This is a genomic window from Xylophilus sp. Leaf220, from assembly GCF_001421705.1.
In the GTDB taxonomy this organism is placed as follows: Bacteria; Pseudomonadota; Gammaproteobacteria; order Burkholderiales; family Burkholderiaceae_C; genus Xylophilus.
The window spans coordinates 69428-95967 of the sequence record NZ_LMKO01000004.1; the positions used below are offsets into that span (position 1 = coordinate 69428).

23 protein-coding genes are annotated in these 26540 nt (G+C 69.5%); 6 read left to right on the top strand and 17 right to left on the bottom strand.

Features of this window, described 5'->3' with window-relative positions:
• Positions 1 to 9 precede the first annotated feature (9 nt).
• Together ASE76_RS06705 and ASE76_RS20825 are read right to left on the bottom strand one after the other, a co-directional pair.
• Positions 10 to 2610, bottom strand: a complete 2601-nt coding sequence (locus ASE76_RS06705; RefSeq protein ID WP_055836688.1) for a response regulator — start codon at positions 2608 to 2610, stop codon at positions 10 to 12.
• Positions 2611 to 2827: 217 nt separating this feature from the next.
• Positions 2828 to 2998, bottom strand: coding sequence for a hypothetical protein (locus tag ASE76_RS20825; RefSeq protein WP_055836692.1), 171 nt, complete (start codon positions 2996 to 2998; stop codon positions 2828 to 2830).
• Positions 2999 to 3138: 140 nt separating this feature from the next.
• On the opposite strand from ASE76_RS20825, the gene ASE76_RS06715 reads away from it, so the two are divergent.
• Positions 3139 to 3579 (top strand): acyl-CoA thioesterase, encoded by a 441-nt coding sequence (locus ASE76_RS06715; protein ID WP_055836695.1) that lies wholly within the window; start codon positions 3139 to 3141, stop codon positions 3577 to 3579.
• 96 nt (positions 3580 to 3675) lie between these two features.
• Here the strand turns inward: ASE76_RS06715 and ASE76_RS06720 are convergent, their stop codons facing one another.
• From ASE76_RS06720 to tsaB, 6 genes are all read right to left on the bottom strand, one after another.
• The gene (locus tag ASE76_RS06720; RefSeq protein ID WP_055836771.1) at positions 3676 to 5106 is read right to left on the bottom strand and encodes a DUF1501 domain-containing protein; all 1431 of its coding nucleotides are present in this window, start codon (positions 5104 to 5106) and stop codon (positions 3676 to 3678) included.
• A 176-nt stretch (positions 5107 to 5282) separates the two neighbouring features.
• A complete protein-coding gene (locus ASE76_RS06725) occupies positions 5283 to 7169 on the bottom strand; it encodes a DUF1800 domain-containing protein (protein ID WP_082448105.1) in 1887 nt (628 codons plus the stop codon).
• A 192-nt stretch (positions 7170 to 7361) separates the two neighbouring features.
• Positions 7362 to 8189 carry an orotidine-5'-phosphate decarboxylase gene (gene pyrF, locus ASE76_RS06730; protein ID WP_055836700.1) on the bottom strand — a complete coding sequence of 276 codons (828 nt, stop codon included), beginning with the start codon at positions 8187 to 8189 and terminating at the stop codon, positions 7362 to 7364.
• A gap of 62 nt (positions 8190 to 8251) precedes the next feature.
• Entirely contained in the window at positions 8252 to 9019 is a 768-nt protein-coding gene (locus tag ASE76_RS06735; protein ID WP_055836703.1) for a uracil-DNA glycosylase family protein, read from the bottom strand.
• A gap of 20 nt (positions 9020 to 9039) precedes the next feature.
• Complete coding sequence (gene rimI, locus ASE76_RS06740; RefSeq protein ID WP_055836706.1) at positions 9040 to 9507, bottom strand: ribosomal protein S18-alanine N-acetyltransferase; 468 nt, start codon at positions 9505 to 9507, stop codon at positions 9040 to 9042.
• The gene (tsaB, locus tag ASE76_RS06745) at positions 9504 to 10217 is read right to left on the bottom strand and encodes a tRNA (adenosine(37)-N6)-threonylcarbamoyltransferase complex dimerization subunit type 1 TsaB (RefSeq protein ID WP_055836709.1); all 714 of its coding nucleotides are present in this window, start codon (positions 10215 to 10217) and stop codon (positions 9504 to 9506) included. The genes rimI and tsaB overlap by 4 nt, the downstream gene beginning before the upstream one ends.
• A gap of 187 nt (positions 10218 to 10404) precedes the next feature.
• Between tsaB and dacB the strand changes: the two genes are divergently transcribed.
• The 3 genes from dacB (at position 10405) to ASE76_RS06760 (ending at position 14395) form a co-directional block, all read left to right on the top strand.
• Positions 10405 to 11904 carry a D-alanyl-D-alanine carboxypeptidase/D-alanyl-D-alanine-endopeptidase gene (dacB, locus tag ASE76_RS06750; RefSeq protein ID WP_082448107.1) on the top strand — a complete coding sequence of 500 codons (1500 nt, stop codon included), beginning with the start codon at positions 10405 to 10407 and terminating at the stop codon, positions 11902 to 11904.
• 152 nt (positions 11905 to 12056) lie between these two features.
• Positions 12057 to 13604 carry a S9 family peptidase gene (locus tag ASE76_RS06755; protein ID WP_055836775.1) on the top strand — a complete coding sequence of 516 codons (1548 nt, stop codon included), beginning with the start codon at positions 12057 to 12059 and terminating at the stop codon, positions 13602 to 13604.
• 41 nt (positions 13605 to 13645) lie between these two features.
• Positions 13646 to 14395 (top strand): OmpW family protein, encoded by a 750-nt coding sequence (locus ASE76_RS06760; RefSeq protein ID WP_055836712.1) that lies wholly within the window; start codon positions 13646 to 13648, stop codon positions 14393 to 14395.
• Positions 14396 to 14736: 341 nt separating this feature from the next.
• On the opposite strand, the gene ASE76_RS06765 is transcribed toward ASE76_RS06760, so the two are convergent.
• From ASE76_RS06765 to purE, 4 genes are all read right to left on the bottom strand, one after another.
• A complete protein-coding gene (locus ASE76_RS06765; protein WP_055836715.1) occupies positions 14737 to 15690 on the bottom strand; it encodes an SGNH/GDSL hydrolase family protein in 954 nt (317 codons plus the stop codon).
• 68 nt (positions 15691 to 15758) lie between these two features.
• A complete protein-coding gene (locus tag ASE76_RS06770; RefSeq protein WP_055836716.1) occupies positions 15759 to 16769 on the bottom strand; it encodes an L-threonylcarbamoyladenylate synthase in 1011 nt (336 codons plus the stop codon).
• 41 nt (positions 16770 to 16810) lie between these two features.
• Entirely contained in the window at positions 16811 to 18205 is a 1395-nt protein-coding gene (locus ASE76_RS06775; RefSeq protein ID WP_082448109.1) for a 5-(carboxyamino)imidazole ribonucleotide synthase, read from the bottom strand.
• Positions 18202 to 18705 carry a 5-(carboxyamino)imidazole ribonucleotide mutase gene (purE, locus tag ASE76_RS06780; protein WP_055836719.1) on the bottom strand — a complete coding sequence of 168 codons (504 nt, stop codon included), beginning with the start codon at positions 18703 to 18705 and terminating at the stop codon, positions 18202 to 18204. The genes ASE76_RS06775 and purE overlap by 4 nt, the downstream gene beginning before the upstream one ends.
• A gap of 72 nt (positions 18706 to 18777) precedes the next feature.
• Between purE and ASE76_RS06785 the strand changes: the two genes are divergently transcribed.
• Both ASE76_RS06785 and ASE76_RS06790 read left to right on the top strand, forming a co-directional pair.
• Positions 18778 to 19698, top strand: coding sequence for a tetratricopeptide repeat protein (locus ASE76_RS06785; protein WP_055836723.1), 921 nt, complete (start codon positions 18778 to 18780; stop codon positions 19696 to 19698).
• Positions 19699 to 19762: 64 nt separating this feature from the next.
• Positions 19763 to 20998, top strand: coding sequence for an MFS transporter (locus tag ASE76_RS06790; RefSeq protein ID WP_055836726.1), 1236 nt, complete (start codon positions 19763 to 19765; stop codon positions 20996 to 20998).
• An 87-nt stretch (positions 20999 to 21085) separates the two neighbouring features.
• On the opposite strand, the gene ASE76_RS06795 is transcribed toward ASE76_RS06790, so the two are convergent.
• The 5 genes from ASE76_RS06795 to ASE76_RS06810 form a co-directional block, all read right to left on the bottom strand.
• A complete protein-coding gene (locus ASE76_RS06795; protein WP_156362552.1) occupies positions 21086 to 21997 on the bottom strand; it encodes a phosphoribosylaminoimidazolesuccinocarboxamide synthase in 912 nt (303 codons plus the stop codon).
• A 90-nt stretch (positions 21998 to 22087) separates the two neighbouring features.
• The gene (fba, locus tag ASE76_RS06800; RefSeq protein ID WP_055836731.1) at positions 22088 to 23152 is read right to left on the bottom strand and encodes a class II fructose-bisphosphate aldolase; all 1065 of its coding nucleotides are present in this window, start codon (positions 23150 to 23152) and stop codon (positions 22088 to 22090) included.
• Positions 23153 to 23245: 93 nt separating this feature from the next.
• Positions 23246 to 24955 (bottom strand): hypothetical protein, encoded by a 1710-nt coding sequence (locus tag ASE76_RS20465; protein WP_156362553.1) that lies wholly within the window; start codon positions 24953 to 24955, stop codon positions 23246 to 23248.
• On the bottom strand, positions 24952 to 25191 hold the full coding sequence (locus ASE76_RS06805; RefSeq protein ID WP_055836733.1) for a hypothetical protein: 240 nt from the start codon (positions 25189 to 25191) through the stop codon (positions 24952 to 24954). The genes ASE76_RS20465 and ASE76_RS06805 overlap by 4 nt, the downstream gene beginning before the upstream one ends.
• A gap of 364 nt (positions 25192 to 25555) precedes the next feature.
• A complete protein-coding gene (locus tag ASE76_RS06810; RefSeq protein WP_055836735.1) occupies positions 25556 to 26443 on the bottom strand; it encodes an alpha/beta hydrolase in 888 nt (295 codons plus the stop codon).
• Positions 26444 to 26540 lie beyond the last annotated feature (97 nt).

Here is a 26540-nt window from a genome sequence, read left to right on the forward strand (position 1 = left end):
CTATAAAATCTATAGCAAACCGGATTGCGATGCCGGGACGTGCTGCTGCGGCTGGCCGGTGCGCTGCAGCACCGCGTCCATCTCGGCCAGGCCGAAGGGCTTCTGCAGGAACAGCGCGCCGGGCACGCCGTCGGGCACCTGGGACATGCCGGTGGCGTAGACCACCTGCAGCGGCTGCAGCGCGATCGCCTCGTGGGCCAGGGTGGTGCCGGAGGTGCCGGGCAGGTTGACGTCGGTCATCAGGACGTCGAAGGTGCCGTGGGCCAGGGCCTGCAGCGCGGCTTCGGCGCTGGTGGCGCCGTGGGGCCGGTGGCCCAGGTGCTCCAGCAGTTCCAGCACCGCGGCCAGGGCCTCCTCGTTGTCCTCGACCACCAGCAGCCGCAGCGAGGCCCGGTTGCGGCTGCCGCTGTCGGCCGGCATCGACTCGGCGCTCAGGTGGCTCACCTGCTCCTCCAGCCGCACCACGTGGCGCCGGTTGCTGAGCATGTGGCGCACCTTGCGGGCCAGGTCGTCGCGGCGGTAGGGCTTGCTGAGCAGGGCGACGCCCGGGTCGAGCCGGCCGCCGTGCACGATCGAGTTCTCGGTGTAGCCCGAGGTGAACAGCACCTCGACGTGCGGCTGCAGCGCCTGGGCGCGGCGGGCCAGCTCGGGGCTGCGCATCGGGCCGGGCATCACCACGTCGGTGAAGATCAGGTCGATCGGCACGCCGCTCTCGACGACGGCCAGCGCGCTCTGCGCGTCGGGCGCCTTGAGCACCCGGTAGCCCAGCTCCGACAGCAGCTCGACCACCGTCTCGCGCACCTGGGCGTCGTCTTCCACCACCAGGATGGTCTCGGTGCCGCCGGTGACCAGGTCCACCGTCGGCAGCTCTTCGGCGAGCTCGGCCTCGTGGGAGCGCGGCAGGTAGAGCTTGACGGTGGTGCCGTGGCCCACCTCGCTGTAGATCTTGACGTGGCCGCCGCTCTGCTTGACGAAGCCGTAGACCATCGACAGGCCCAGGCCGGTGCCGTGGCCCTCGGCCTTGGTGGTGAAGAAGGGCTCGAAGACCTGCTGCAGGATGCTCTCGTCCATGCCCGAGCCGGTGTCGGACACGGCGATCAGCACGTACTGCCCCGCGGTGACCTCGCTGTGCATCTTGGCGTAGGCGTCGTCCAGGCTGGCGTTGCCGGCCTCGATGGTGAGCTTGCCGCGGCCCTGCATCGCGTCGCGCGCGTTGATCGCCAGGTTGAGCAGCGCGTTCTCCAGGAAGTTCGGATCGGCCAAAGTGTTCCAGATGCCGCCGCCGACCACCGTCTCCAGCTCGACCGTCTCGCCCAGGGCGCGGCGCAGCATGTCGTCGAGGTTGCGGACCAGCTTGCCCACGTTGAGCACCACCGGCGCCAGCGGCTGCTTGCGGGCGAAGGCCAGCAAATGCGAGGCGAGCTTGGCGCCACGCTCGACGCCGCGCATCGCGGAATCGACCCGGCGCTGGGTCTTGGCGTCTTCCAGCGACGCCTGCCGCAGCAGTTGCAGGTTGCCGGCGATCACCTGCAGCACGTTGTTGAAATCGTGCGCCACACCGCCGGTGAGCTTGCCGATCGCCTCCATCTTCTGCGACTGGTGCAGGGCCGCCTGCATCGCCAGGCGCTCCTCCTCGCTGCGGCGCAGGGCCTGGGTGCGCTCGGCGACCAGATGCTCCAGCTGCTCGCGGTGGCGCTGCAGTTCGTCCTGCGCGCGCTTCTGCTCGGTGATGTCGTGGCCCTGCAGGAAGATGCCCGAGACGGAGCCGTCGGCCTCGACCACCGGCTGCAGCACCGCGTCCAGGAAGCGCTCTTCCAGTGCGGGGCGGTCATGCGACCGCAGCCAGACGGCACGGCCGGCGAGCAGGCGTGCCTTGCCGGTGGCGTAGACCTCGTTCATCAGCTCGAACAGGCCCTGGCCCTGCAACTCGGGCAGGGCTTCGTGCAGCGGGGTGCCGACCAGCCCGCTGCGCGCGACCAGCGCCTCGTAGGCGGTGTTGGCCATCTCGAAGACATGGCGCGGCCCGCGGAAGAAAGCCATGAAGCCCGGCGCCTGCGCGAAGAGGCTGCGCATCAGGTCGGCCTCCAGGTGCAGCAGCCGGTTCTGTTCCTGCAGCGCACCGGCCCGCTGCAGCAACCGCTGCTGGGTCTGCTGCGGGTCGTGCTGGGAGAGGTCGTCGTTCACCCGCTGCTGCTGGCGCAGCGTCTGCAGCTCGGTCACGTCCTCGGTGTGCTGCATGACGTAGAGCACCCGGCCGTCGTCGCCCAGCAGCGGCGTGTGGGTGGCGCTCCAGTAGCGGCGGTCGAGGACCTTGCCCTGCGGCGTGTCGATGGCGATGTCGTAGCGGATCAGCGGCAGCAGGTCGGGCTTGGCGAGCCGCACCGTGCGCTCGAGCGATTCGCGCAGCAGCATGCCGCTTTCGTCCGATCCGTGCTCGTCGGGCGTGCTGGGAAAGGCGTCGAACATCGACCGGTCGACGATGCTCGCCAGCGCGCGGCCGGTGACGCGCAGGTAGGCGGCATTGGCGTGCAGGATGACGAACGTGGGCGTCATCACCACATAGGGATTGGGCGACGCATCGAACGCGGCGGCGAAGTCTAGGTTTTTCAAGCGCGACCCGGATCGGAAAAGCGCCGATGTTACCGGGACACCCCGCCGGACAGCCATCGACCCGGACTGAAATAGCCTGCCGGCAACGGAGAAGTAGCCGATCGCACCGAAAGATGGATGTCCGATGAAAAACGGCCGGCGGACTTTCCAGTCGCCGGCCGTCAGCTATCGATTCGGTAGCAAAACCGCCGAGATGCCCGGCGGAGGAATCGCCCGCTCAGGACGGGTCCTTGCTGCGGGTGCGGCCCACGCCGCTGAAGATGCCCAGGCCGAGCAGCACCAGGGTGCCGATGCCGATGTAGAGGTGCGGAACGCCGGCGGCCACTGCGCCCCAGATCAGGCCCCCGAGAAAGATTACGAAACCCACCATGTAGATCGCAAACGACATATCCGCTCCTTGTAATTGCTATGGCGCGGATGCTGGGCCGCGCGGAGCGCGCCGGCTGTCGCTCGGCCGAGCCAAAGCGTGTCGGCGTTTTCCTACCGCTCGGGAATAATGGCGGCTTTCCTCGTCCCGGATTCCACCCCATGTCCAGCATCACCCTGCGCTTTCTCGCCGAACCCAGCGCCGTCAACTTCGGCGGAAAAGTGCACGGGGGCACCGTCATGAAGTGGATCGACGAAGCCGGCTACGCCTGCGCCACCAGCTGGGCCAAGCGCTACTGCGTCACGGTGTCGGTGGGCAGCATCCGTTTCCACCGGCCGATCATGATCGGCGACCTGGTCGAGGTCGAGGCCCGCATGGCCTACACCGGCAAGACCAGCATGAACATCTCGGTCGAGGTGCGCAGCGGCGACATGAAGAGCGGCCGGATGGAGAAGACGACCGAATGCCTGATCGTCTTCGTCTCGGTCGATTCGCACGGACGGCCGATCCCGGTGGATGCCTGGAACCCCGAGACGCCCGGCGACATGGCCCTGGCGCAGCGCGCCCGCGCCCACCTGGAAGCGAATCGGCAGCATCCCTGACGCACCCTGGCCGGGAGCCGCCGACCGGGCAGGCCGCAGGCGGGCCGCTCGGCCGGCACGCGAGGCGCGTCGCGCGGCAGCCGCCGGCTCTCCCCCTCAGCCCATGAAACCCAGGTCGGTCGGGTAGTCGGGCCGGCCGGCGGCAGCGCCGAAATGCTGCAGGTTGGGCAGGATGCCGTTCAGCTCGGTGTTCGACACGCCGAACCAGCGGGCCAGCGTCGCCGCGTACTGGTCGACCGAGGTGGTCGGCAGCAGGCGGCCCTGGCCCACATGGCCCTGGTCCTGCGCCGCGCCGGTGTTGCCGACGCTGACCGCCGGCGCCGTTCCGTAGAACGCGCGCCCCTTCACCGCACCGCCCACGACAAGATGGTGGCTGCCCCAGCCGTGGTCGGAGCCGTCGCCGTTCGAGGCCAGCGTGCGGCCGAAGTCGGACGCGGTGAAGGCGGTCACCTTGTCGGCCACGCCCAGCTCGACCGTCGCGTTGTAGAAGGAGGTCATCGCATCGCTCACCCGGCCGAGCACCGTGGGATGCTGCGCGATCAGGTTGTCGTGCAGGTCGAAGCCCCCGAGCGAGACGAAGAACACCTGCCGCTTGGCGCCCAGCGCGCCACGGGCGGCGATCATCCGCGCGACCATCTTCAGCTGGTCGGCCAGCGGATTGCCGGCGGTGAAGGCGGTGGACGGCGCACCGGAGCCGAGCGCGCCCGAGACCTGCTGCTCCGCGGCGATCGACCGCGCCGTCACCTTGCCGTATTCGCTCTCCAGCAGGTTGCTGCGCGGCTGCTGCACCAGCGTGGCCATCGCGTTCTTCACCGCGGCCGAGCCGTAGACGTTGCTCCGCACGCTGTTGATCGCCACCGCGCCACCGGTGCTCACCTGGTACTGCAGCGCCTGCTGGCCCGAGAGGAACACCGCGTTGCCGGTGACCGAGACGCAAGTGAAGAGCGCGTTGCCGTTGCTGCCGAGCGCCAGGTCGCCGATGCGGCCGCCCCAGCCCACGGTGGAGCCCTCGGGCGAGGACGATTGCCACACCGACTGCTGGTCGTTGTGCGAGAACAGCTTGGGGGGCACCGGATAGGTCTTGCGGTCGCTGCCGGCGTACTGCGCACGCGTCAGCGGCACCACCAGCGGCCCCACGTTGAGCTGCACCGCCGCCTTGCCGCCGTGGAACAGCCCCGCCAGGCCACCCATCGCCGGGTGCAGCGCGTACTGCCGGCCGTTGGGCAGCGGCGTGGAGGGCGACAGCAGCGTGGACGCCAGCGACGCCTTCGGCAGCGCGATGCTGCCGCGGATCTGCGCATAGGCGGCGTAGCTCGGGTCGTCGTAGGTGACCACCGTGTTGGCATAGTCGTTACCGCCGTAGAGGAACACGCAGACCAGCGCCTTGTAGTCGTCGGCGTTGAACGCCGCCGCCTCGCCGATCGCGGCCAGGTTCAGCGCGAAAGGCAGCGCGGTGCCGGTCAGCGCCAGCTGCCCCGAGCGCCGCAGGAAAGCGCGCCGCGCCGGGCTGCCGACACCGTCGGCCATGTCCGCAGGATAGGCATCGGCACAGGCCGTGTGGGAGCGAATGGTTTTCATGACAAGTTCCGTTTCAAAAGCGCCGCGATCTCCCGGAACGCCGCCGATCCCGCTCCGCCGGTCGGCCAGCGTTGGCCCCACGAGGGGGTGGGCGAAGACACGCGGTGCGCAGCCTGGGGGTGGTCCTACTTCTGGATCAGGTACTCGGGCGCCGCCATGACCATCAGCACGGCGGCGGCGATGCGGTTGAGCTTGACCGCGTCGGTGCTGGCGGCGGTGACCGGCGTGGCGTTCAACGCGCCGACGATCAAGGCCACGGTGGCGCCGGAGAGCTGGCCGGCGGCCAGCACCAGGTTCAGCTTCGCCACCAGGGCCGGGGCATCGGCGGCCAGCGCCTTCTCGCGGGTGTAGGCGGCGGTCAGGTCGAAACCGTTGCTGGCGTTGCTGGCGGCCTGCGGCAGGTCGGGCGCGTTGACGTACAGCCCGTTGCGCACGACGCCCTGCATGAAGTTCAGGTAGCCGCCCACCGAGCTTTCGTTGACCAGCTGGAACTCGGGCGCCACGCCGCCGGCCGAGGCGATCGCCGTTCCGGGCGGCACGTAGCCCGGCCGGAAGAAGTTGAAGACCGAAGGCGACTGCAGCGGGCTCTGCGCCAGCTGGCTCGCCGGGTTGGACAGGTTGCCGATCTTCCACGACCCCGCGGCAGAACGCAGGCCGAAGCTGCGGCCCCACTGCACCAGGCGCAGCACCGGCTCCCGCAGGCGGCCGAACGAGGCGTCGGCCAGCCCGGTCGCGCTGCGCGCCTCGCTGTCGAGCAGCACCGCGGCCACGGTGGCGGCCAGGTCGCCCCGGACGCCCCGGCCGTTGTTCGCGAAGATCGCCGCCACCCGGCCCACGTAGCCCCGGCTCGGGTTGCTGGTCACCAGCCGCTGGATCAGCTGCCGGCCGATGAACGGGCCGACGTTGGGATGCTGGAACAGCGTGTCGAGCGCCTGCTTCAGCGCCGCCGCGCCGTCGGTGCCGGCGGCGATGTGGTTGCCCAGAAAGCTGACCGCCGAGGAGGAGTGCAGGCCGGCGTTCAGCACCATCGGCAGCCGCGCGAAGGCGGTGTTGCCGATCGCGCGGTTCTGCACCGGCTCGGTGGTGACGACGTTCTGGCGCTGGTCGAAGTCGTAGCCGGTGAAGACGCGGGCCAGGTTGGTGATGTCGCTCTGGGTGTAGGTGTCGAGCGGCGCGCCGTTGCTGCCGGTCTTGGGCGAGCCGTCGGCGTTGAGCTGCGTCAGGCCGATGGTCATCAGCTGCATCACTTCGCGCGCGTAGTTCTCGTCGGGCTGGCGGCCGGTGGCGGCGTTCTCCTTCTGGTTGCCGCGGGTGTTGAGGTAGACGCCCATCGCCGGGTGCAAGGTCACGTCCTGCAGCAGGGTGCGGAAGTTGCCCAGCGCGTTGGCCGAGAGCATGTCCCACCAGCTGGCCATCAGATGCCCGCGCCAGCTGGCGTTGATGCCGCTTGTCGACACCACGAAGATCTCCGATAGGGCGAGCGCCACCCGCTTGCGCACCGCGTCGGGCGCGTTGAAGAGCTGGTGCCAGACCATGTAGTCGGCCGGATAGCTGTTGTCGTAGTAGCGGGTGGCGTTGTCGATGGCGGCGTAGCCGCGCAGGTTGAGCCAGTCCCAACCGGTGATGCCGGGCGCCACCGCGTACTGCCGCGCCAGCCAGCCGGCGTAGCCCAGGCTGCGCACCGCGGCGATCTCGTCGTCGCTGGCCGAGAACTGCGCCTGCAGCAGGAACCGCGCAGCCTGTTCGGCGCTCACCGCGGCAGCCGAGGTGCTGCTCAGGGTCGCGGTGAAATCGGACGATGCCTGCGCCGCGCCGCCATCGGACGACTGCAGCGCCAGGCTCTCGTCGCCGCCTCCGCCGCCGCATGCCTGCAGTACCGCCGCGGCGAGTGCGGCGGGCACCACGGTCCTTCCGTGCTGTGGAGCAGGCGGGGCCGGGGGCCGCGCACCGGTTTCAGGAAGGGGCACCGCGGCGACGCGATCGCCGGCGGGTGCGAGGGTGGAAGCGGTCATCGTGGCAATCCTCCGAGGAATTGCCAAAAAGTGTAAGAGTGTTCTTACATTCGGAAAACCCGATCAGCGCGGTGAAATTCCGCCAAAACGACACACCGCGCCGCCTGTCCGTCGCGGCGCGACGAGCGGCCCTTCGGTCAGGGCGACGTCAGCAAGAGCGGGTCTGCCGGCTGCGCGGCAGCCCGCGGCAGGTCACGCGGGCCGGGCCGCCTGCAGCAGGTCGCGCGTTTCGGTGGCGACGCGCCGGGCCGCCGCGGCGAAGTCGTCGCCGCCGCTGGCGTAGAGCACCGCACGCGACGAATTGACGACGATCGGCGCATCGGGTCGCCAGCCGGCCCGCACCGTGGCCACCGCGTCGCCGCCCTGGGCGCCCACGCCGGGGATCAGCAGCGGCAGCGTGGGGGCGACCGCGCGCACCTGCTCGATCTCCGCCGGGTAGGTGGCGCCCACCACCAGGCCGAGCTGGCCGTTGAGGTTCCACGGCCCCTGCGCCTGGCGCGCCACGTGCTCGTACAGCAGCGGCTCGCCCGGGACCGAGGCGAGGCGCTGGGCCTGCAGGTCGTCGCCGCCCGGGTTGGAGGTGCGGCACAGCAGGAAGGCCCCCTTGCCTTCGCGCCGGAGGTAGGGCTCGACCGAGTCGAAACCCATGAAGGGCGACAGCGTGACCGCGTCGGCGCCGTAACGGTCGAAGGCCTCCTTGGCATACTGCTCGGCGGTGGAGCCGATGTCGCCGCGCTTGGCGTCCAGGATCACCGGCACCTGGGGCGCCAGCCGGCGCATCGTGGCCATCAGCTGCTCCAGCTGGTCCTCGGCCCGGTGGGCGGCGAAATAGGCGATCTGCGGCTTGAAGGCGATCGCCAGGTCGGCGGTGGCCTCGACGATGGCTGCGCAGAAGTCGTGGATGCGGGAGGCATCGCCCTGCCAGGCGCCCGGGAAACGGGCAGGTTCGGGGTCGAGGCCGATGCACAGCATCGAGCCGTTCTGGCGCTCGGCGCGGCGCAGCATGTCGAGAAAAGTCATGGGCGGCGATTCTACGGATGCGCTCCGAACGCAGCAGGCGCCCGCGCCCGAGAACCGCAGGCTCAGACCGGGGCGGGTGCCGGAGGCGGGGGCACCGCGTCCAGCGCGCGGCACAGGTCCTCCCAGGCGCGCGCCTTGTCGGCCTGGGCGCGCAGCAGGTAGGCCGCGTCGTAGGTGGCGACGCACGGGGTGCCGTGCAGGTCGTGCACCTGTCCGCGCAGGCGGCCCAGCGGCTCGGCGCGTCCCAGCAGCGTCTGCGCCGCCAGCCGGCCCATCGCCAGCACCAGGGCCGGCCGGTGCTCGGCCAGTGCCTGCTGCAGGCCGTCGGCGACCGGCACCGCCTCGGCCGGTGCCAGGGTGCCGCCGCGGGACAGCACCGCGCCGACCACCCGGGCCTGGCGGTGCAGTTGCGCGGCGCGCAGCATGTTGTCGAGCAGCCGCCCGGCGTCGCCCGCGAGCAGGTCGCCCTCGGGGCACTCGGCCACCACCAGCCAGACCGGCAGGTCGCCGGCATCGGCCGTGGCCGCGTGCAGGGCACGCCAAGGGCCGAGCAGCGGGGTGTCGGCATCGGCAGCGGGCGCGGGTGCGGGCAGTGGGGCGGCGGCCGGCGCGGCGCGGTCGGCCGTCCGCGCGGCCACGGGGACAGGCGGCGGCGCAGCGGCCACCGCAGCAGAGGGCGGCGGCGGGGCCACACGTGCGGCGGGAGATTCGTGCGGCGCCGCGGGCACCTCGGCCGAGGCGTCGGCGGGCGCACGCTGCACCGGCTGCCAGACGGTGACGCCCATCTCTTGCAGCATCGCGCGCTGGCGCGGATCGAGGTCGAGTCCCATGGAAATGTGGTCCTGTCGGGTCAGAGGCGCTGGCTCATCACGACCGCGTCCTCGCGCTCGTTGTCGGCGGCGGGGTAATAGCGTTTGCGCAGGCCGACACGCTGGAAGCCGTGCGCGGTGTAGACCGACTGCGCCCGCAGGTTGCCGGTGCGCACTTCCAGCCAGAGCCAGAGCGCGCCCTGGCCGCGCGCCCACAGCCGCAGCCCGTCGAGCAGCACCCGTGCCCAGCCCTGCCGCTGGCAGGCGGGTGCGACGGTGATGTTGAGCAGGTGCACCTCGTCGACCCCCTTCATCGCGACGAAGTAGCCGATCACCGCGCCGCCGGCCACCAGCTGCTGGGCCTGGTATCCCGCCCGCAGCGAATCGAGAAAATTGCCGCGGTTCCACGGGTGGGTGTACGCCTGCTCCTCGACGGCCAGCACCGCGTCCAGCGTGTCGGGCGTGATCGGCGCGAATGCAGCCTCGGTCGACCGGGGCAGCGCGCTCACGCCGCCGCCTTTTCGGCCATGCGCTCGGCCGTGGTCTTGGCGACCTTGTCGCGGATGTAGAGCGGCAGCGCGTCGGCGGCCGCGACCAGGCCGCCGGCCGCGGCCAGCGCGGGCGCCAGGCGCAGCAGGGCCTCGGCGGTAGGCAGGGCGGCGACCGACGGGGCGCCCGGCCCCAGGCGCTCGCCGTAGGCGGCGCGCGCATTGCCGGCCAGGGTCCAGCCGGCAGGTACCGCGACGTTCTCGGGCGCGGCCACGCTCAGTTCGCCGGCGGGCTGCCACCGGCCCGCGGCGTCGTCGTAGCGGTAGGCGCAGCTGTAGACCTCGCCCATGCGGGCGTCCATCGCGGCGACCACCTGCCCGGTGCCGTGACGCGCCCGCGCGTCTTCGGCCACCGCCAGCAGCGTATCGACCGGCAGCACCGGCAGTCCGCCGGGCCGCGCGCCGAAGGCCATGCCCTGGGCGACGGCGCAGGCGGTGCGCAGTCCGGTGAAGGAGCCCGGCCCGCGGCCGAACACGATCGCGTCCAGGTCGCCGAAGCGGATGCCTGCCTGCTCCAGCAGCGCACGCGCCACCGGGATCAGGGTGGCCGAGGCCTGCGCGCCGCCGGCTCCGGTGTGCACCTGCACCCGGCCCGCGTGGCGCAGGGCCACGGAGAGCGTGTCGGTGCTGGTGTCGAAGGCCAGCAAGGGTGCGGAGGAATCGATCTGCATCCCCGGGATTATCGGACCTGGGCGTGGGCCCGGAAATTCTTCCCGGATGCCGATGGCGATGGCCCGTAGCGCGCGCTGCACCTAAACTTTGGACCACGACCCCGCCCTCCCCCACCCTGCTCTGCCCTGCCCTACCCTGCCCTGCCCGCGGCGATAAAGCCTCCCCCGCATTCGAGAACACCCGTCCGTGAATCCCCTACCTGCATGGCCCGCACCGCCGGGCGTCTCCCGGCCCCGCGCGCACCGCACCGCCGCGCGGCTGCGCGACTTCGCCACGGCGGCGGTACTGGCGCTGGGCAGCCTGGCCGCCACCGCCCAGGCGCTGCCGGTCGACACGCTGCCGCCCGAAGTCGAGGCCGCCCTGCTGCGCGCCAGGCTGCCGCGCGAGGCGCTGTCGGTGGTGGTGGCGGAGGCGTCGGGCGGGGCTCCGCGGATCGACTTCCGGGCGCACCAGCCGGTCAACCCGGCCTCGGTGATGAAGCTGGTCACCACCTACGCCGGGCTGGAGCTGCTGGGGCCGGCCTACACCTGGAACACGCCGGTCTATTTCGGCGGGCCGGTCGACGGCGACGGCACCCTGCAGGGCGACCTGGTGATCCGCGGCCAGGGCGACCCGAAGCTGGTGGTCGAGCGGCTCTGGCTGCTGCTGCGCCGGCTGCAGGCGCAGGGCGTGCGCACCATCGCGGGCGACATCGTGCTCGACCGCAGCGCCTTCGTGCTGCCGCCGCACAACCCGGCGGATTTCGACGGCGAGCCGTCCCGCCCGTACAACGCGGCGCCCGATGCGCTGCTGGTCAACTTCAAGTCGGTCACCCTCGGCTTCGTGCCCGACGGGGTCGGCGGCAACGCCACGGTGATGCTCGACCCGCCGCTGGCCGACATGCGGCTGCAGGCCCGTGTGCCGCTGGCACCGGCCGGCACCGCCTGCGGCGACTGGCGGGCCGGCCTGCAGGCCGGCCTGCAGGACCCGGCGCGCATCGCCTTCGCCGGCAGCTACCCCGCCAGCTGCGGCGAGAAGCAGTGGCCGGTGGCGTATGCAGACCCCAATGCCTTCGCCGGCCGCGCCATCGCAGGCCTCTGGCGCAGCATGGGCGGGCGCCTGGGCGGCCATGTGCGCGACGGCCGGGTGCCGGCGGGCCTGCAGCCGGCCTTCACCATGGTCTCGCCGCCGCTGCCCGAGGTGGTGCGCGACATCAACAAGTTCAGCAACAACGTGATGGCCCAGCAGCTCTTCCTGACCCTGTCGCTGCAGGCGCGCGGCACCGGCAGCTTCGACGGCTCGCGGGCGGTGGTCGACCAGTGGTGGCGCAGCCGCTTCGGCGTGTCGGAGCCGCCACCGGCTGCCGACAACGGCGCCGGCCTGAGCCGCGACGCCCGCATCACCGCGCAGGGCCTGGCGCGGATGCTGCAGACGGCCTGGCTCTCGCCGCTGATGCCCGACCTGATGGCCTCGCTGCCGATGACCGGAATCGACGGCACCCTGCGCCGCAGCAAGGCCCGCGCCGGCACCGCGCACCTGAAGACCGGCAGCCTGCGCGACGTGCAGGCGATCGCCGGCTTCGTGCATGCCGACGACGGCCGGCGCTTCGTGCTGGTGGCCATCGCCAACCATCCCAACGCCGGCGCCGCGCGGCCGGCGTTCGACGCGCTGGTGGACTGGACGGCCCGCCAGCCGGAGGCGCGGTGATGCCTTGTCCGGCGCCGCGGACCGGCTGCCACGTTGCCTTTACGCCTCACTCCGTAGTAACCCCGTGGCCGTGTCGGGAACGCATGGCTACGATCTGCCAGTCCTAAAAAGAACGACCGTTCTTTTATTTCGCCCACTCAGAGGAAATGTCGATGAAAACACACCACGTGCTGGCGATCACCAGTGCCGCCGTTCTGCTCGCCGCCTGTGGCGGCGGTGGCTCCGACAGCGGCGGCTCCGAGACGGTCGACAACAGCGGCGCGCGCGGCTCGCTGGCCTTCAATCCCCCACTGCGGGTCACCGCCCTCACCGCGGCCGAATTCAATGCCCGGCTCAACGAGACCACCGCCGGCAAGCAGCTGCTGCAGGTGGCCGGCGCACCGAAGTGCGGCGTCAACTTCCACTACATGCAGTACGGCACCGTCGGTGGCGTCAACGAGGCGACCAACGCCTCCGGCGCGCTGATGGTCCCGACCGGCACCGACCCGGCCTGCGCCGGCGGCCGCCCGATCGTGCTGTACGCCCACGGCACCACCACCGACAAGGCCTACAACATCGCCGACATCACCGACAGCACCCGTCCCGGCGCGAGCGAAGGCTCGCTGATCGCGGCGCTGTACGCGGCCCAGGGCTTCATCGTGGTGGCACCCAACTATGCCGGCTACGAGATCTCGAAGCTCGCCTACCACCCCTACCTGAACGCCGACCAGCAGTCGAAGGACATGATCGACTCGCTGACCGCCGCCCGCAAGGCGCTGCCGGCCCTCGGCGGCGCGACCGATTCCGGCAAGCTGCTGATCACCGGCTATTCGCAGGGCGGCTACGTGGCCCTGGCCACCCAGCGCGCGATGCAGGCCGCCGGCCAGACCGTCACCGCGTCGGCACCGCTGTCGGCACCGTCGGCGATCAGCCTGCTGCTCGACTACGGCACGCTGGGCGCGCCGGCCCTGGGCGGCACCGTTTTCCTGCCGCTGATCACCACCAGCTGGCAGAAGCAGTTCGGCAACCTCTACGGCACGCCGGGCGACATCTACGAGGCGCAGTACGCCACCGGCATCGAGACGCTGCTGCCGAGCACCACGCCCGTCTCCACCCTGTTCTCCACCGGCCGCCTGCCGCAGACCGCGCTGTACCCCGCCAACGCGGTGCCCGGCCCGGCGACGGCGGCGTTCGCGCCGTTCTACGGCGCCAACAACCTGCTCAAGCAGACCTTCCTGAGCGCCAACGCGGCCGACACGCTGCGCAACCCCTGCCCGGGCAATGCGTTCCCGCCGACGGCGGCGTCGCGCGCCAGCACCACGCCGCTGGCCTGCGCGCCGACCACCGGCTTCCGCAAGGCGGCCGTGGCCAACGACCTGCGCACCTTCGTGCCGAACCGCCCCACCTTCTTCTGCGGCGGCGCCAACGACCCGACGGTGAACTTCGAAAGCACCCGCGCCACGGCCGGCTTCTTCAGCGCCCGCGGCCTGCCGGCCAGCGCGCTGACGGTGCTCGACCTGGAGACGGCCCCGACCAGCGCGGCCGATCCGTTCGCCGCGGCCAAGGTGGGCTTCGCCCAGGCCAAGGCGGCCACCGCCGCCGCCAACGGCGCCAACGCGGCTACCGCCGTCACCACCGCCTACCACGGCTCCCTGGTGCCGCCGTTCTGCAACGCGGCCGCCCGCGGCTTCTTCCAGCAGGTGCTGGCCGCCGGCGTCTGACCCGCTCCGCACCGCAACCCGAACCCAGGAGCAATCCCACCATGCACAAGATCGCATCCCTCGCCGCCGCAGGCGCCCTGCTGGCCACCGCCGGCGCGGCGCTGGCCCAGGACAGCGCCGGCGCGTCCTTCCTCGAATCGCTGTCGTCGCCCACGCCCTCGACCGCCTGGACGGTGCGGGCCGGCGCGACGCACATCGCGCCGCGCTCCAGCGCATCGCAGGCCACCGGCCCGCTGCTGCCCGGCCCGCCGTCGGGCGTGAGCCTGAAGGTGGAGGACAAGTACACCGCCTTCTTCTCGGTGGCGCGCGCGCTCAACGACAACGTCGAGGTCGAACTGGCGATGGGCTACCCGCCCACCCACGCGGTCACCGCCGACCTGTCCCCCAGCCTGCCGGCCAACGTGCAACGCTTCAACGGCCAGACCGTCGCCAAGATCCGCACATTGACCCCGACGGTGTTCGTGAACTACGCATTCGGCGCGCCGAACGCGACCTGGCGCCCCTTCGTCGGCGTGGGTGTCAACTACACCAACTTCGACAAGCGCACCTCGACCGCGGCCGGCAACGGCCTGAACGGCGGCCCGACCCGCCTGGAACTGGAAGACTCGTGGGGCCTCGCAGCCCAGGTAGGCTTCGACTACCGCATCAACGAGCGCTGGTCGATCCACACATCGGTGGCCACCGCCAAGATCAAGACCCACCTCGTCGCCACCACCGCAGGCGCGGCCCGCGAAGTCGACATCAAGTTCCGCCCCGTAGTGCTGACGGTCGCCGCCGCCTACCGCTTCTGATGCCCGCGCCGGACACCGGCGCCCCACACGAAAACCCCCGCAAGGCGCGAGCCCTGCGGGGGTTTTCATTCGTCGAAGCCGATGTCTGGCGCAAGAGATGCAGAGACTCGTGGGCTGCTGGACCTTGATCCGGGAGGGTCGCCCTGTCACTCGGACCTGGCACACGGCAGACGGACGCAGCACACAAAACCGCTGGAACCCGGCGCCTCAGCGTTCAGCCGCAACCGCTCTGCCTTCCCCAGTCCCAGCCGGGCCGGGGTCCCCTGGCCCAGGCGGAGCCTCCCCCCTCAGGGGGTGGCGAACTACACGGCGCGGCAGCGCCGTGAGAAGCCGGGGGGCGCTCAGAACCTCGTGCGAAGCCGGTCGTAGGCGTAGGTGCCGAACAGGCGCTGCGCCTGCGGGGTGAAGTACACGCTGTCGGCGAACACGTACTTGGAATAGTCCAGCCCGGCCTTCAGCGTGCCGGTGTTGCAGCGGGCCGAGCTGACCTGGCCGGTGCCGGTGCCGATGCCGGCGCCGGAATCGACCGAGGTGCAGACCGAGGTGGTGCCGTCGTTCAGGCTGTAGTTGCCCGGCAGGCCGGTCAGCAGGTTGTAGTAGAACGCGCCGTCGACATAGAGCACGTTGCTGCCCAGGTCGGCGATGTTGAGCAGCAGCGCCTTGTTGAACTCGGTGCTGGCCTGGCCCAGGATGTCGGTGCTGGCGCGGCCGATCGCCAGGGGCGAGCGGCTCAGGTCGTAGGTGCCGCTGGCGACCACGTAGCGCGCGCCGGCCGTCACCAGGCGGCGTGTCTGCGCGGCCAGTTGCTGGCCGGCGGTGGCCATGTTGGCCAGGAACTGGGCGCTGGTAAGGGAGCCGGCCTGGAAGGCGGCGTAGTTGGCCAGCACGTCGGAGGTGCCGCCGCTGATGACAAGCACGTCGGTCTGGCTGATCGTGTTCGAGGCCAGGAAGGCATCCACCTGCTCGGTCACCGTGCGGGTGGTGTTGCTGCCGGCCGCGTCGGGCTTGAGCGCGATGCGCGCGTTGCCGGTGGCGTAGCTGGTACCGCCCGCGGAGGCGGTCGTGAGCGTCTTGCCGTAGCTGGCGGCGAGCTGCTGGGTCCAGATGTTGGTGCTGCCGTCGTTGACGGTGTAGCGCGAGCCGTTCTGGCCCAGGTCGCTCAGGCCGTCGCCGAACGCGACGAAACGGGTGGGCGAGACCGCCGACTCCACGGTGCTCGAACCGCAGGCGGCGAGCAGGGCCGCCGATGCGCACGCGGCCAGCACGGCAGTGCGGCGCAACCAATTTGCTGTCATGGGAATCTCTCCAGAAATGTGGGGGGAGTGTAGCGACCGGCGGTCGGGGAACCGCCAGTACAAGTGTTTCAGGCGGCGGCGGCCCGGCGCAACCGGTCGTGCACGCCCTCCCAGGCAGGCGTGTCGGGCGGCGCCTCGATCCAGATCAGGCGCACGCCCTGCGCGTCGAAGGTGCGCAGCGCGGCGAAGAGCTGCTGGGCGGCGGCATCGGCATCGTCGGGCATGCGGCGCACCACCACCTTCGACGAGCGGGGCGTCACCTCGGCGCGGGCGTACACCGCCAGGTGGGCCGCCTCGGCACCCAGCAGGTCCAGCCCGGTCTGCAGGCCCTTGGCATCCATCAACCGCACCTTGGCCCGCGGCGCGTAGTGCGCCTCCAGCGTGCCCGAGGCCTGGGGCGACGGCGCATCGAGCGCATCGGGCTCGACCAGGGCCATGCCGCAGGCCGCCTCGACCTGGGTGCGGGTGACGGCACCCGGCCGCAGCAGCACCGGCACGCCGCGGGAGCAATCGACGATGGTCGATTCGATGCCCACGGCGCAGGGCCCGCCGTCGAGCACCGCCAGGCCGGCATCGAACTCGGCGGCCACATGGGCGGCGGTGGTCGGGCTGACCCGGCCGAACTGGTTGGCGCTGGGCGCCGACAGGCCCGCCACCCCGCGCGCGGCGCACGCCGCCAGCAGCGCCTGCGCCACCGGATGCGACGGGCAGCGCAGGCCGATGGTGGCGTGCCCGCCGGCCGAGGCGGTGGCCACGCCGGGCCGGCGCGGCAGGATCAGCGTCAGCGGGCCGGGCCAGCAGGCGGCGACGAGCCGCTGCGCGAAGGCCGGCACGTCGACCGCGAAATGGTCCACGCCCGCCGGCATCGCCTGGCCGGCTTCCGCGGGCGCCACGTGCACGATCAGCGGATGGTCGCTCGGCCGGCCCTTGGCGGCGAAGATGGCCGCCACCGCGTCTGCGCGGGTGGCGTCGGCCGCCAGGCCGTAGACGGTTTCGGTCGGCATGCCGAGCAGGCCGCCGGCGGCCAGGATGTCGGCCGCCTGCGCGACCGCGGCGGGATCGTGGCCGTCGAGGATCATGGGGTGCTGGTCACAAGAAAGGATGGCGCCGTGTGCGGCACTCAGAAAGGCGCGATGCCCAGGATGGCGCAGGCCTCCAGCGCCGCCTCGCGTGCGGCCACGGCGGTCGCCGCGGTGAAGGTCAGGTGGCCCATCTTGCGGCCCGGCACCGCGGCATGCTTGCCGTAGAGGTGCAGGTGGGCGCCGGGCAGCGCCAGCACCCGGTCCCAGGCGGGCGTGCGCTGCGCGGGCAGCACCTGGCCCTCGACCTGCGGCAGCTGCCACAGGTCGCCCAGCAGGTTCAGCATGACCGCCGGGCTGTGCTGGCGGGGTGCGGCCAGCGGCAAACCGGCCATGGCGCGCACCTGCAGCGCGAACTGCGAGCTGTCGCAGGCGTCGATCGTGTAGTGGCCGCTGTTGTGCGGCCGCGGCGCGATCTCGTTGACGACCAGCCGGCCGTCCTGCAGCAGGAAGAACTCGACGCAGAGCACGCCGACGTAGCCCAGGCCGTCTGCTATCGATTTCGCAGCGTCTACGGCTTGCTGCGCCTGGGCCGGGTCGATGTTGCCTTCGTGCACCTCGGTCACCGCCAGGATGCCGTCGCGGTGCAGGTTGCGCTGCACCGGAAAGTGCACGACGGTGCCGTCGGCGCCCCGCGCCACGATCACCGAGCATTCGGCGGCCAGCGGCAGCATCTTCTCCAGCACGCAGGGCACGTGCTGCAGCTGCGCCCAGGCGGCGGTGAGCGCGTCGCGGTCGACCACCCGGGCCTGGCCCTTGCCGTCGTAGCCCATGCGGGCGGTCTTCAGGATGCCGGGCAGCAGGTGCGCGCCGACCGCGGCCAGCTGCTCGGGCGTCTCGATCAGCGCGTACGGTGCGCAGGGCACGCCGCAGCGGTCGAAGTGGGCCTTCTCGGCCGCGCGGTCCTGCGCGATGCCGACCGCCGCGGCGGCAGGCGCCACCGGCAGGCTGCGGGCCAGGGTGGCCAGCGCGGCGGCGGGCACGTTCTCGAATTCGGTGGTGACGGCGACGCACAGGTGCGCCATCTGCGCCAGCCCGTCCGCATCGAGATAGCCGGTCTGCACATGGTGGTGGCTGACCCGGCCGGCGGGGCTGGCCGGATCGGGGTCGAGCACCGCGGTGAAGTAGCCCATGGCCTGGGCCGCGTGCACGAACATCCGGCCCAGCTGGCCGCCGCCCACCACGCCCAGCGTCACCTCGGCATGGCTGCCGGCCGCGTTGCCCGGCGCGGCGCCGGCGGGCGCCGGGCCGGGCCGGGTGTCGGCCAGGCCGTGCAGCACCGCCTCGATCTCGGCGCCGAGCGTGGTGCCGGCCTGGCCGGCGGGCGCTGCCACCGCACCGGCGCCGTCGGGCGGCGGCACCACGCCGGGCAGCGACAGGACCACGGGGCAGGCGACATCGTCGGCCGCGGCGAGCGGTGCGGGTGCGTCGGTCATGCGGCGGAGCCCACCGGCGGCAGCGCCATCGCCCGGGCGGCGGCGGTCTGCTCGGCCCGGAAGGTGTCGAGCTTCGCGCGCAGGGCCGGATCGCCCACCGCCAGCATCGCCACCGCGAACAAGGCCGCGTTGGCCGCGCCGGCCGCGCCGATGGCGAAGGTGGCCACCGGAACGCCCTTGGGCATCTGCACGATGCTGTGCAGCGAATCGACGCCCTGCAGGTGGCGGCTGGCCACCGGCACGCCCAGCACCGGCACGGTGGTCTTGGCCGCCAGCATGCCCGGCAGGTGGGCCGCGCCGCCCGCGCCGGCGATGATCGCGGCCAGGCCCTGGGCGGTGGCCGCCTCGGCATAGGCGAACATGTCGTCGGGCATGCGGTGCGCCGAGACGACGCGCGCGGAATGCGGCACGCCGAATTGCTGGAGAATCTGAACCGCGTGCTGCATGGTGTCCCAGTCGGAGCTGGAACCCATGACCACGCCAATGGAGAGGGGTGTCATAGAGGGAGCGGTCTGCGCCGTCCGCGATTGATGCAACCTTGAATTTTACTTTTAGGCGTACACCTGGCTTCCATGATCGATATCACCCTTGAGAATTTCCAATCCGAACTGATCGACGGCTCGATGACCCGGCCGGTGCTGCTGGACATCTGGGCCGAATGGTGCGGCCCCTGCAAGCAGCTGGGCCCGGTGCTGGAGAAGCTGGAAACCGACTACGCCGGCCGCTTCACCCTGGCCAAGCTCGACGCCGACAAGGTGCCGCAGATCTCGCAGCAGCTCTCGCAGATGTTCGGCGTGCGCAGCATCCCGTTCTGCGTGATGTTCGTCGGCGGCCAGCCGGTCGACGGCTTCGTCGGCGCCCAGCCCGAGGCGACGATCCGCGAATTCCTCGACAAGCACGTGCCGAGCGCCGAGGAGGCCCTGGCCGAGCAGGAGGAGGACGCCGCCCAGGACGCGCTGGCCGAGGGCGACACCGAGACCGCCCTGGAGAAGCTCCAGCATGCGGTGGCCGCAGACCCGGCCAACGACGACGCCCGCTTCGACTACGTCAAGCTGCTGCTGCAGCTCGGCCGCACCGACGATGCCAAGGTGGCCTTCGCGCCGGTGATCGCCAGGACCGGCCTGGTGCGGCGCTTCGATTCTCTTCAGCGCTGGATGGATGCTATCGATTTCGCAGCAGGTGGTCCGCATGCAGCGCCGGCTGCGACCGATTTCGATGCGAAGATCGCCGCCAACAAGCGCGATTTCGACGCCCGCTTCGGCCGCGCCCGCCTGCTCATCGCCCAGCAGCAGTGGACCGCCGCGATGGACGAGCTGCTCGAGATCCTGATGCGCGACAAGTCGTGGAACGAGGACGCGGCCCGCAAGACCTACATCGCGGTGCTCGACGTGATCGAGCCGCCGAAGCCGAAGGTCGCCGACGGCCAGATCCCGCCCGACGATCCTGTCGTGGCGACCTACCGCCGCCGCCTCAGCTCGGTCGTGCTCAGCTGACCGGCCCGCCCGCGGCCGGCACCGCGCGGGCGATGCCGCCGCCGGCACCGTGCGCGGTCTTGCGATGACGCCTCCTCTTCCCACCCTGCCCGGCTCCCGCCGGCACCTGGCGCCGCGCAGCGCCTTCGTGCTGACCGTCTCGGTCGTCGTCTGCTTCCTGGCGGCGTCGAGCGCGCCCTCGCCGCTCTACGGGCTGTACCGCGAGGCCTGGGGGTTCTCGGCGGCGATGCTGACCGCCGTGTTCGCCAGCTACGCTTTCGCGCTGCTGGCGGCGCTGCTGCTGTTCGGGTCGCTTTCCGACCACCTGGGGCGGCGCACGGTGATCGTGCTGGCCCTGGTGCTGGAGATCGTGTCGGTGCTGCTGTTCTGGCAGGCGCCGTCGGTCGGCTGGCTGTTCGCGGCGCGCATCGTGCAGGGCCTGGCCACCGGCATCGCCACCAGCGCCCTGAGCGCGATGCTGCTCGACCTGCATCCCCGGCGCGGCGCCCTGTTCAACAGCGTGGCGCCGATGCTGGGCATGGGGCTGGGCGCGCTCGGCACCGGGCTGCTGGTGCAGTACGCGGGCCGGCCGACGCACCTGGTGTTCGAGCTGCTCCTGCCGGTGCTGGCGCTGCAGACGCTGCTGGCCTGGTGGCTGCCCGACACGGTGGTGCCGCGCCCCGGCGTCTGGCGCTCCCTGCGGCCGCAGGTCGAGGTGCCGGCCGCCGCCCGCGCCACGCTGTGGCGGGTGCTGCCGCTCAACACCGCGGGCTGGGCGCTGGGCGGCTTCTACCTGTCGCTGGGGCCGACGCTGGCCCGGCAGGTGACCGACAGCGCATCGCCGGTGGTGGGCGGCGCGCTGATCACCACCCTGGTCATCAGCGGCGCCGTCGCGATCGTGTTCGTCCAGTCGCGTCCGCCGCGCGGGGTGCTGCTGGGCAGCGCGGCCACGCTGGCGGCCGGCCTGGCGGTGACGCTGGCGGGCGTGCAGGCGCATGCGGCCTGGGCCTTCTTCGGCGGAACGCTGGTGGCGGGGCTGGGCTTCGGCGCCGGCTTCAACGGCGCGGTGCGCAGCCTGGTGCCGCTGGCGGCGCCGCACGAGCGGGCGGGGCTGATGGCCAGCTTCTTCGTGCTGAGCTACCTGGCCTTCGCGGTCCCCGCCATCGCCGCCGGGCTGGGCTCCGGGTGGGTGGGCCTGAAGACCACCGCGCTGGGCTACGGCGGCCTGCTGGTGCTGCTGGCCCTGGTGGCGCTGGCCGCGTCGCTGCGGCAGCGGGGGCACGACACCGGCGCCGCCGAAGGTCAAGCGCTCCTGAAATGATAGCTAGAGGCCGGCTTCGGCAGCCGGCCGGAAGCGGTTCTGCCTAAGAATCGCCGGCGGCGGCAGCCAAGCCGTCTGCCACCTTCCTCAGGCGGTGAGCCGCTCCAGCGCTTCGCGGTACTTGGCGGCCGTCTTCTCGATCACGTCCTGCGGCAGGCGCGGTGCCGGCGCGGTCTTGTCCCAGGCCTTGCCGTGGATGCGCACCGCCTCCAGCCAGTCGCGCACGAACTGCTTGTCGTAGCTCGGCGGATTGGTGCCGGCGGCGAAGGCCGCGTCGTAGCCCTCCACCGGCCAGTAGCGGGAGGAATCGGGCGTCAGCACCTCGTCCATCAGCACCAGATTGCCGGCCGGATCCAGGCCGAACTCGAATTTGGTGTCGGCGATGATCATCCCCTTCTCGCGGGCGATGGCGGCGGCCTTCTTGTAGATGGCGATGCTCACGTCGCGGATCTGGGCGGCCAGGTCGGCCCCGACCGTCTCGACGACCTGCTCGTAGGTGATGTTCTCGTCGTGCTCGCCCATCGCGGCCTTGGCGGCGGGGGTGAAGATCGGCTCGGGCAGCGGGCTGGCGTTCTTCAGGCCGGGCGGCAGCGGCACGCCGCAGACCGATTGCGACGCCTGGTACTCCTGCCAGCCGCTGCCGGCCAGGTAGCCGCGCACCACCGCCTCGACGGGAATGGGCTTCAGCCGCTGGACCAGCATCGAGCGGTCCTGGATCTGCGGCACCTCGGCGGCGCTCACCACGCTCTCGGGCGCGTCGCCGGTTAGGTGGTTGGGAACGATGTCGCCCAGCTTGTCGAACCAGAACAGCGCCATCTGGGTCAGCAGCACGCCCTTGCCGGGAATCGGCTCGCCCATGATCACGTCGAAGGCCGAGAGCCGGTCGCTCGCGACCATCAGGATGCGGTCGTCGCCGACGGCGTAGTTGTCGCGCACCTTGCCGCGGGCCAGCAGCGGCAGGGAGTTGAGGGCAGAGGTATGGAGGGCGGTAGCGGTCATGGTCGTCACGGCAAGAAAAAAGCCCGCCAAGACGCGGCGGGCTGGTGAATTATCGCCACAGGGGCCGCCGGGCGGCGGGCCCCGCGGGCATTACTGGACGACCTGCGCCAATTCGCCCTTGGCGTACTTGGCGGCGACGACCTGCAAGCTGTCGCCCTTGACCTTGGCGCCCTGGCCTTCGCAGCCGAATTCGATATAGCGCTGCTTGCAGATCTGCTTGGCGGCCTCGCGCGCGGGCTTCAACCATTCGCGGGCGTCGAACTTGTCGGGGTTCTCGAACATGAACTTGCGCACCGCGCCGGTCATCGCCAGGCGGATGTCGGTGTCGATGTTGATCTTGCGCACGCCGAACTTGATGGCTTCCTGGATTTCCGAGACGGGCACGCCGTAGGTTTCCTTCAGCTTGCCGCCGTACTGGTTGATGATGGCCAGCAGGTCCTGCGGCACGCTGGAGGAGCCGTGCATCACCAGGTGGGTGTTGGGAATCCGGGCGTGAATTTCCTTGACGCGCGAGATGGCCAGGATGTCGCCGGTGGGCGGGCGGCTGAACTTGTAGGCGCCGTGGCTGGTGCCGATGGCGATGGCCAGCGCGTCCAGCTGGGTGGCCTTGACGAAGGCGGCGGCTTCTTCCGGGTCGGTCAGCATCTGGCTGTGGTCGAGCTTCACGTCGGCGCCGATGCCGTCTTCCTCGCCGGCGTCGCCGGTCTCGAGGTTGCCCAGGCAGCCGAGTTCGCCTTCGACGGTGACGCCGTACTTGTGCGCCATCTCGACGACCTTGCGGGTCACCTCGGTGTTGTAGTCGAAGTCGGCCGGCGTCTTGCCGTCTTCACGCAAGGAGCCGTCCATCATCACCGACGAGAAGCCAAGGTCGATCGCGCCCTGGCAGATGGCCGGGCTCTGGCCGTGGTCCTGGTGCATCACCAGCGGGATGTTCGGGTACTGCTCGACGGCGGCCTGGATCAGGTGCTTGATGAACGCCTCGCCGGCGTACTTGCGGGCACCGGCGCTGGCCTGCAGGATCACCGGCGCGCCGGTTTCCTTGGCGGCTTCCATCACGGCCTGCACCTGCTCGAGGTTGTTGACGTTGAAGGCAGGAATGCCGTAGCCGTTCGCGGCGGCGTGGTCGAGCAACTCTCGCATCGAAACTAGTGCCATAGTGGTGGTCCGTTCAGAAAAAAGATAGGTGCGGATGCGTCCGCACCTCAGCCCTGATTTTAACCGTGATGCTGCGAACGAATGATCAGCCCATCAAGGCGCAATGGGCGTGAATGCCAACAAGGATTCGTCGTTGTAAGGGTCTACCTGGCGAGTTGCCCATCGAACGGCAATATTGCTGTCAGAAGACACAGCCAAGGAACCATTGCTCGCGTAAATTTTATAGGCAGTCGCAGGAACCGTGGCGTTCTCAGCCAAAGTTGCCCCTATTGTTTTCAACAACGTTCCATTAGAAGAAAGCACGTAAAACTCTCGGGTGCTTGAGTCAGAACTACCTACCACCATCTTTCCATCAGACAGCACTTGCACGCTCATGTAATGCTGTCCACGCATCAAATGTCCAGTTCTTGAGAGATCTATCGGACTCCATACTGATATGCCATTCTCAACGATGAGCACGCTCTTGCCATCTCGAGAAACCGCGATGTTCCCAGTAGCTTGAAGACGCTGATCCCCAATATTCCAATCCAAATTAGCCAATGTAGGCATTGTCAAAGACAATACACCTCCATTAACCTCGCTGTAGTCCATCTCCCAATACCGCGGAGTCGATGGCGAGAAACGGCCTGTTGCATAAATTCGAGTGCCATCCAAAGAGCCAGCAATAAGGCTCCCGTCAATACCCATTCGACTAGCAAGAAAACTTGTCGGAGCATTAACCATATCGCCTATCAACAACTTACCATCAGAAGCACGGAATATTTCTCCGGTTGTAACCACAATTACCCCCACACCATTGGGACGAGCATAAAGCAAATCTACACTTGCCAATGTTAATCCGGCTGTGGGACTCGAAAGCGGCCAAGAATCTATAAGCTGTCCCACCCGCAGATCAAAAACTCGGAGTTGAGATTTGGCCGCATCCACCGCGTACAAAAAGTTTCCATCGGGGGACACAATCATTCTCTCGAAATTTGCTCCGCCTGCCGTCAATGTCCCAACAAAGACCCCGGTATACACATTAACTATATCGATAACGCCACCAGCACTATGTTGTCGGCTTAGGTAAAAATGAGGTCTGATTGGATCAAAAACTGGCCTCCCGTAGCCCGATTGCTTTGGCAATTTAACTGCAAACTCCCGAGTAAGATCCGCGCCCTTCCAAACAGCAACAGCTACCGGTTGTGGTGCAACGACGGTCGGATCTGGCGACGCGATCGATATGCGGGCATAGCTAATGGTGTTGGCCGGAAGTCCGATAGGGTCCGCCTCGATTTGGACCGTGCCACCCGTATCTCCCGACGGCGTAACCTTCAGCCATGGCTGATCTGACTGTGCTTGCCATCGTCCAGTAGCTCCTAAGTTATCCGTAACATTTATTGCGCCTGTCAGGCGCGAGAGATTTGGGGTGCTGGTCAGCGCGAATCCGGCTTCGGAGACCAGAAGTTTATGTACGCTGCGCTTTTCCAACCATGGCTTTACATCGATTTCAAAAGGCACAAGCCAAGGCGAGCCAGGATAGGGCTGTTTACAAGCCAACGGATCATCTAAACAGATTTGAACCTTGAATGATCCTACATATCGACCAGATTTAATCGAAGGAGACAAGGCCATATTAACCTTGTAACTGGTTGAGCTCAACGCAACAACACTCGTACTGCTGGCGTCAAGAACTCCCAGCGAATCAATAATTCCGACGTTGATACGTTCCGCTATTTGCTTACTAGAGCTGGCTACCAATGAAAAGGAATTAAAGTTGCGTTCTTTAAAAGAACTGGACAAGCGCGCTGAGGCGAAGGTCAACCAAGAATTTTCAGGCGTATTTCCTGTTCCTGTTCCTGTTCCTGTTCCTGTTCCTGTTCCTGTTCCTGTTCCTGTTCCTGTTCCTGTTCCTGTTCCTGTTCCTGTTCCTGTGCCAGTGCCAGTGCCTGCTCCAGTGCCCGTGCCCGTGCCAGTACCCGTGCCAGTGCCAGTGCCAGTGCCAGTGCCAGTGCCTGCTCCGTTGCCTGTTGGGCTGGTTGCACTTCCGCCTGCTCCATTAGAGTCAGATGGACTGCCCGACCCGCCACCACCACAAGCAGATAAAAAACAAATAAGAGACAGACTCACTGTCACAATTTTCCCCAGCTTGCTCATATCCTCGCTCCGTGCAGATGTGTTTTTCGGTTACCGATTATGACAAAAACATACGCTTAAAGAAGGCCTTGTAAGTCCCAAGTTGATCAGCTTGGCGAAGAGCTGACGGCCTGAGGGGATGGGGGTCATAAAGCAATCGGACCTGGGCCTGAACTTCGCGACCAAGCGCAAGTTGCTCGACGAGAAGGAGCGCGTGGTGTCATGGGCCGATCTAGCAGGCCTGATCACGCCGCAAGCACCAGAAGGCAAGTGCGGCCGTCCGAAAAATCAAGTACGTCGCAGGCCCAGGAACGCCAGCACGTCCGCATGCACCGGCGCCAGCCAGCGCAGCGGCGCGGCCAGGCTTCCGACCAGGGTGACGTGGTTGATGCGGCCGTAGTGGCGCAAGGTCACGTCGACGCCCGCCGCCTGCAGTTTCTCGGCCATCGCGAAGCTGTTGCGGCGCGGGTTGACCACGCTGTCGGTGTCGGCGGCGACCAGCAGGGTGCGGGGCGCGGCGGACGAGGCATGGGCCAGGGGCTGGGAATCGGCCGGAGTGCGGGGCCAGTCGAAGGCGACCTGCGCGTCGGGGTTGTCGATCGGCAGGAAGTCGTAGGGCCCGGCCAGGCCGATCCAGCCCTTGAGCTGCCGCGGCGCCAGGCCCACCTCCTGCAGCCAGCGCGCATCGAGCGCCAGCATCGCCGCGTTGTAGCCGCCGGCGCTGTGGCCCATCACCACGATGTCGGCGGCATCGCCGCCGATCTCGGCCGCATGGTCGAAGGCCCAGCGCACCGCCCGGGCGCTGTCGCGCAGGAACTCCGGATACCGAACCGCCGGGCTCAGCCGGTAGTCGGCCACCACCGCGATCGCGCCGTGCGCGGCCAGGGCTTCGCCGACGAAGCGGTAGTCGGCCCGCTCGCCCATCGTCCAGGTGCCGCCGTAGAAGAAGACGACGATCGGCGGCGTGCCACCGGTACGGGCACCCTCGGGCGGCCGGTACACGTCGAGCTTCTGGCGCGGGTCGGGGCCGTAGGCGATGCCGGGCTGCAGCCGGTAGCCGCTGCGCGGCACCAGGCTGTCGAGCACCCGGGCGCCGCTGCAGCCCGAGAGCACGGTTGCCGCGGCGGCCAGCAGGCCGGCCCGGCGCGCCGGCGAGTGGAGAGGATCCAGGTTCATGAGTCCGCCCTGAACAATTCCGTTCTCAGCCGCAGGCCGATCGGTTCTCGACCGGAGCGGCGAGCAGCGCTGCAATAACCGCCTGCATCGACAGCCC